This window comes from Streptomyces sp. NPDC055254 (genome assembly GCF_053606025.1).
In genome coordinates, this window is record NZ_JBSGQV010000020.1 from 109303 (window position 1) to 115644 (window position 6342).

Consider the following 6342-nt stretch of genomic DNA (forward strand, 5'->3'; position numbering starts at 1 on the left):
CTGCGAGCGGCCGCCGACGGCCCGGGCGGATGTCCGCCCGGGCCGAAGCGGGCCGAGCGGAGGATGATGAGGACGAGGACGAGAACGCGGAGGAGGTGTGCCCGCCATGACGGAGGAGCACGACGACGGCGGCCCGTCGGCCCGCAAGCTGGAGGAGGGCCGGCTGCTCAAGGAGCTGGAGGCCATCCACCGCACCCGGCACGAGACCCTGCTGCACGGCTCGGACGACGCCCTCATCACCCACACGAAGCGGATGAACGAGCTGGAGCACGAGTACGTGACCCGTCACCCCCAGCGCGCCAAGACCCCAGGACGCACCCGCTCGGGCGCACGCGCCCGGAGCGGGGACGACGACGTGACCGCATAGCGGGCCCGGGGGGTCCGCGCTACTCCTCCTCGGTGGTGTACCGCATCCGCGCCCACAGCGGGAGGATGAACCAGCAGACCAGGTACCAGGCCAGCACCCCGCCCACCAGCCACGGGACCAGGGCGTTGTGCGTGGCCACCCGCAGGATCAGGGACAGGGCCGACGTGAGCGTGGCCAGCAGCAGGACGATCCCGGCGAACGTCAGCCGCGAGGCCCAGGCCACCGCCTGCGGTTTGATCCGGCGGCCGGACACGATGCGGTGGAAGGCGACCGGGCCTATGAGGGCGCCGGTGGCCAGGGACCCGAGGATGACGGTCACGATGTAGAGCGTCTTTTCCGTCTGCGGGAGCCCGTGGAAGTGCGGGGTGAAGACGACGGTCAGGAGGAAGCCGAAAAGGATCTGCACACCGGTCTGCGCGACGCGGATCTCCTGCACCAGCTCCTGCCACTGCCGGTCCGCGCGCTCCACCTGCGTCTCGTTCCGTCCGTCCTTCGGGCCGGCCTCTCCGTTCCGGTCGTAGTTGTTGTCGTCATCCCGCATGTCGCCTCCTGAGCCGGTGTGTTCGCGCCTGGGCGTCTACCCGGACTCCGCCCGCCCATGCCCGGAGCGGGTGCCCCCCGGGCGATCGCGGCGGTCGACCGCCCGTCCTTCCGGTGGCGGGCCGGTGTGTCAGTGGTGAAGCGGTTTTGCTTCGAGTGAGACAATTTTGTATCGTTCGAGGCGAAGGAGGCTCACCATGGTGCATGAAAACGTATTGCTGGACGGCGCGGCCCGTGTCCTGGCCGGGGACCACAGCGCCTCGATGGTGCAGATCGCCACCGGCATCGGCACCAGCCGCGCCACGCTGAGCCGGCGCTACGCCACCCGCGAGGCCCTGCTCAAGGCCGTTGCCGTCCGGGCCATCCAAGTGGTCGACGGCTGCCTGGCCCCCCTGGACCTGGCGGAGACCGCCGACGGAGCGGAGTTCGACGCCGCACTGGAAGAGCTGGTCGTCGCCCTCATGCCCGCCGCGCACCTCTACGGATTCACCTCGCGCGACGCCACCGTGCTCGCCGACCCGGAGTTCCGGGCCGGTGTGGACCGCCAGGACCAGCGGGCCCTGGCCTTCCTGGCGCGCGGGCAGCGGCTGGGCCGGCTGCGCGCCGACCTGCCGCCCTACTGGATCTGGTACTCGCTCTGGGGCCTGCTCGACGCCGCGGCCGAAGGCGTACGGGACGGCCATCTCGCCCCCCGCCAGATCGGCCACCTCGTCCTGACGTCCTTCCTCGGCGGCACCCGGCCCCTCGCCCCGCCGCCCGCACCCTGACCGCTCCACCCCGTGCACACCTCTGAACGGAACTTCATGCACACCCCCGCGCAGGACTCCCGTCGATGGATCGTCCTGGCGATCCTCTCCGGCAGCCTCCTGCTCATCTCCATGGACACCACCATCCTCAACGTGGCCTTCCCCTCCCTGGTGGGCGACCTCCGGCCCGGGGCGGTCCAGCAGCTGTGGATCATCGACATCTACGCGCTCGCCCTGTCCGGCCTCCTGGTCACCGCAGGCGCGCTCGGTGACCGCTGGGGCCGCAAGCGCCTCCTCATGGCGGGCTTCGGCATCTTCTCGCTGGCCTCGCTCATCGCCGTGTTCTCCACCGAGGCCTGGCACGTGATCGCGGCCCGCGCCCTGCTCGGCATCGGCGGCGCGGCGATCATGCCGTCCACCCTGTCGATCCTGCGCGGCGTCTTCACCGATGCCAAGGAACGCGCCTTCGCCCTCGCCGTCTGGGCCGCCGTCTTCGGCGGCGGCATGGCCTTCGGGCCCGTCGTCGGCGGCCTCCTGGTCCAGGACTACGGTTGGCACTCCGCCTTCCTCCTCAACCTCCCCGTCGCCGCCGCGATCGTCGCCGCGGGCCTGCGCTACCTCCCCGAATCACGCTCCCCGCTCAGCACCGGCCGCTGGGACTGGTGGGGCGTCGGCCAGTCCGTCGTCGGCATGCTCGCCCTCGCGGGCGGCATCAAGCAGCTCGGAAAGAGCGGTGTCGCCGACCCGCTGCCCTGGGCCCTGCTCCTCGTCGCCGCCGTCTCGCTGACCGTCTTCGTACGCCGCCAGCTGCGCGTGGAACACCCGCTGCTCCAGGTACGGCTGTTCACCAAGCCGGCCTTCGGCGTCGCGGCCGCCGCGATCTTCCTGCCCATGGTGGGCATGGGCGCCATCCTGTTCCTGGTCACCCAGTGGTTCCAGTACGGACAGGGCTACAGCCCCCTGGAGGCCGGACTGCGCCTGCTGCCCGCCCCGCTCGCGCTGATCTGCGCCTCGATGATCGCCCCCACGCTGATGCAGCGGTTCGCGATCCGGCACGTGCTGGGCGCGGGACTGGTCGTACTGGCCGCCGGCATGGCCCTGCCCTGGACCTTCCAGCAGTTCACCGACCTCGGCTACCCCGCCTTCGCCGCCGCCCTGACCGTGATGGGCCTGGGCGCCGGCGTCGCGACCACCGTGGCCTCGGTCACCCTGATCTCCGCCGCGCCCGCGTCCCAGGTCTCCAGCGCCGCCGCCATCGAGGAGACCTGCTACGAACTCGGCTCGGCCATGGGCGTCGCCGTCCTCGGCTCGACCGCGGCCGTGCTCTACCGGGGCAACCTCCCCGTCCTCGACCTCGACGGCCCCACCACCGCATCGGTGCGCGACTCCGTGGGCGAGGCGGCCCACGCGGCCGACCGGCTGGGCGGAGCGGTCGGCCAGGCGCTGATCGACACCGCCGCACACGCCTACACCCTCGCGATCACCCCGGCGTTCCTCATGGCCGGAGGCCTCGCGGTCGCCGCCGCGGCCACCACCTGGGCGCTCATCCCGCACGACCTGCGGCCCACCGAGAACCACTGACCCGCAACGCGGGCGACACCGGCGCCGGCCCCAGGGTGGTGGTCCCCGGGGCCGCGCGGTGGCCCAGGCCGGTGCGGTAGGCGTCCAGGGCCGCCTCCGTCCGCCCCGAACGCCGCAGCAGGTCGCCCAGCAGCCGGCACAGATCGGCCAGATCGCCCGTCGCCCCACTGCGCTCCAGCAGCGCCAGCGCCCGGACGTAGTGCTGTTCGGCGGACTCGGTGTCGCCGCGCTCCTCGGCCATCAGGCCGAGCAGCCGGTGCGCTCCCCCCGCGTGCACGGCGCCGTGCCGGTCCCCGAGCTCCAGCAGCGCCGCCAGCAGCCCGGCCGCCTCCTCGTGGCGGCCGAGCCGGCGCAGTACGTCGGCCAGTTCCACCTCCACCTGCGCCGTGTACAGGGCCGCGCGGCGCGCCGACAGCATGTCCCGGGCCGTGCGCAGCTCCCGCTCGGCCGGGACGAGGTCGTCGTTCTGCGCGTGCACGTACCCGCGCATCCAGTGGCAGTGCGCCAGGTCGGTCCGCAAGCGCAACTGCCCGTAGATCGCCTGCGCCTTGGCCAGCGAGGCGTCCGCGTCGGCCACGCGTCCGTCGGCGAGGAAAGTGCGTGCCACCTGCCGGTGCATGCCCGCGACCAGCGCCGGATCGCTGACCTGCGGAGCCAGCGCCAGCGCGAGCTCGGCGGCGTGTGCGGCGCGGCCGTGGGCGCCCATGTCCATGTACGGGCCGATCACCGCCGCGTACAGCATCACCAGGGCCTCGGGATCGGCCAGCCCGCTCGCACCGAGTTCGTCGATGGCCGATTCCAGCAGGTAGCAGGCGTAGCGCAGCTCCCCGGCCAGCAGGTGCGCGACGGCGCGGCCGCGGATCGGACGGACCCGGCGGGGGAGCGGCTCGTCGGCCAGCAGCCGCTCGGCCGCCTCGAAGTGCGCTGTGGCCTCGGTCAGTTCGCCGCACTCCAGGGCGCAGTCGCCGAGCCCGAGCAGCGCCTCCGCCCGCTCGGGCGCCAGCCCCAGCCGCTCCGCGTCGGCGAGCAGACTCCGGTAGTGGACGGCCGCCTCGTCGGCGGCGCCGGTGGCCAGCGTCCGCTGGGCGTCGGTGAGCGCGAGGCGAAGCTCCGTCGCCACCCGGGCGGGGCGACCCGTGGCGAGCTCCTCGTACGAGACCCCGAGCCGCTCGGCGAGGAAGCGGAGCGCGGTCTCGGAGGGGCGGACCTTGCCCGACTCCAGGGTCGAGATGTAGGCAGGGGTGTAGGCGGGCTCGGCCAACTGCCTCTGTGTCATGCCGCGTTCCGCACGCAGCCGCTGAACCCTGCGGCCGATGTGCGCCGGTTCGTCCATGTAAACCCCCTCGTTGCTCGAACTCCCCAGTATTCAGGGGCCGCGGGCCATTGCGCACGCCTCGCGCTCCCCCTAATTTAAGCACCCGCTTCACTCCATTTATCGCGCTACTTAACTTGCTTTCCAGGGGGAGGACTTCATGGACTCGGCCATGTGTTCGGCCACAGATCCGGTCGGCGGGTCCCACAGGGGCTTCGCCACCCGAACCGTTCTGCGGGCAGCCGTCGCGGCGTCCTGCGCGGTCGCTGCCGTACTGGCGGCCGGACCGGCGGGGGCGGCGGTCCCGGCGGACGGACCCGCGACCGCCCGGGTGGAGGTGGAGATACCGGGGCCGGAACACGGCGGCGACGCCGGATCCGGCCACATCCGCGTCCCGGCGGCCACCGGACGGGGCGACAGTGCGGCCCGACTCTCCGACGCCGAACGGGCGGCCGACGGGGAAGTCGCCAAGATGATCGACAACGGTCCCACGGCCGACCGGCTCGACGTCGTCTTCATCGGCGACGGTTACACCGCTGCCGAGTCGGACCGGTTCCACGCCGACGCCCGGCAGAAGTGGGACGAGGTGACCGCGGTCGAGCCCTACAGCACCTACCGCAACCTCTTCAACGTCTGGACGGTCGACGCGGTCTCGCGTGACTCCGGGGTCTCCGGCGACCCGGACCCGGCCACCGTCCGCGACACGGCCCTCGGCTCGTACTTCTGGTGCGAGGACATCGAGCGGCTGCTCTGCGTCGACCAGCCCAAAGTCGACTCCTACGTGGCGAAGGCACCCGAGGCCGACCTGGTCGTCGTCCTGGCCAACAGCGCCAAGTACGGGGGAGCGGGCTACAACGAGCCCAGCGCCACCCTCGGCTACGAGGGGATCTCGACCGCCTCGGCGGGCCACGCGAAGTCGGGGCAGGTCGCCATCCACGAAACCGGCCACTCGCTGGGCAAGCTCGCCGACGAGTACTTCTACCCCGGCGTCCCGGGGTACGAGAAGTACACCGGCCCCGAGCCCGCCGACTCCAACAGCTCCACCCTGCCCGCCGACCGGATGGCCGCGGAGCGGGCCAAGTGGCACCGCTGGCTCGGCGAGGAGTCGCCCGACGGCGGTACCGTCGGCGCGTACGAGGGCGGCGGCTACTTCACCACCGGGCTGTACCGGCCCACCGACAACTCCCTCATGCGGGTGCTCGGGAAGCCGTTCAACCTCCCCGGCGTCGAGGCGATGATCGGCGGGTTCTACCGGCACGCGAAGCCCGTCACCGCGCTCACCCCGACCGACCGCACTCTGCGGGCCCGGCAGACGGCCCGGGCGGCGGTACCGGCGCTCACCGGCTCCGACGGGCGCCGACTCGTGGTCCGCTGGTACCTGGACGGCAGGGAGCTGAAGCGGTTCGCCGGCCGGACCGAGGTACGTGTCGCGGACCTGCGGCTGTTCGACCTCAGGACCCACCGGCTGTCGGTCACGGTCGAGGACCGCACGCCGGCGGTGCGCGACCCGGAGATCGCCCGCACCCTGCGGTCCACGGTCGAGTGGAAGGTGCGCCTCTGACGCCTTCGGCACCACGGGCGGCTCGACCGGACCCGGCCGCCCGGCCACCCGCCCGGCGACCCGGCGGCCCTCCGGGAAGGGGCCACCCGGGGCCGGCGCACCCCCGACGCTCTGATCGGCGGTTGACGCGACGACGACGGGCCCGGGGGCTTGCCCCGCCCCGCCGCGGGGCGCCCCCCCCGCCGCCCACCAGGCGCCCCCCGGCCCCGCCCCCCGGGAAAACGCCCCAAACGAC

Annotated in this window: 6 protein-coding genes; 4 read left to right on the top strand and 2 right to left on the bottom strand. The window is 73.0% G+C overall.

Going from position 1 to position 6342, the window contains the following annotated elements; genetic code table 11:
• Positions 1-106: 106 nt before the first annotated feature.
• Complete coding sequence (locus tag ACWFQ8_RS20380) at positions 107-367, top strand: DUF6158 family protein (RefSeq protein WP_453787648.1); 261 nt, start codon at positions 107-109, stop codon at positions 365-367.
• Positions 368-386: 19 nt separating this feature from the next.
• On the opposite strand, the gene ACWFQ8_RS20385 is transcribed toward ACWFQ8_RS20380, so the two are convergent.
• Positions 387-908 (bottom strand): DUF6328 family protein, encoded by a 522-nt coding sequence (locus ACWFQ8_RS20385; RefSeq protein ID WP_453787649.1) that lies wholly within the window; start codon positions 906-908, stop codon positions 387-389.
• A 196-nt stretch (positions 909-1104) separates the two neighbouring features.
• On the opposite strand from ACWFQ8_RS20385, the gene ACWFQ8_RS20390 reads away from it, so the two are divergent.
• Both ACWFQ8_RS20390 and ACWFQ8_RS20395 read left to right on the top strand, forming a co-directional pair.
• Positions 1105-1674, top strand: a complete 570-nt coding sequence (locus ACWFQ8_RS20390) for a TetR/AcrR family transcriptional regulator (protein ID WP_453787650.1) — start codon at positions 1105-1107, stop codon at positions 1672-1674.
• A gap of 36 nt (positions 1675-1710) precedes the next feature.
• Positions 1711-3234: an MFS transporter gene (locus ACWFQ8_RS20395; RefSeq protein ID WP_453787651.1), complete on the top strand. Its 1524-nt coding sequence runs from the start codon at positions 1711-1713 to the stop codon at positions 3232-3234.
• Here the strand turns inward: ACWFQ8_RS20395 and ACWFQ8_RS20400 are convergent.
• Positions 3197-4567, bottom strand: a complete 1371-nt coding sequence (locus ACWFQ8_RS20400) for a tetratricopeptide repeat protein (RefSeq protein ID WP_453787652.1) — start codon at positions 4565-4567, stop codon at positions 3197-3199. The two genes, ACWFQ8_RS20395 and ACWFQ8_RS20400, sit on opposite strands and share 38 nt — an antisense overlap.
• Before the next feature lie 139 nt (positions 4568-4706).
• Here ACWFQ8_RS20400 and ACWFQ8_RS20405 point away from each other — a divergent pair, with 139 nt between their 5' ends.
• Positions 4707-6107 carry a M64 family metallopeptidase gene (locus ACWFQ8_RS20405; protein ID WP_453787653.1) on the top strand — a complete coding sequence of 467 codons (1401 nt, stop codon included), beginning with the start codon at positions 4707-4709 and terminating at the stop codon, positions 6105-6107.
• Positions 6108-6342 lie beyond the last annotated feature (235 nt).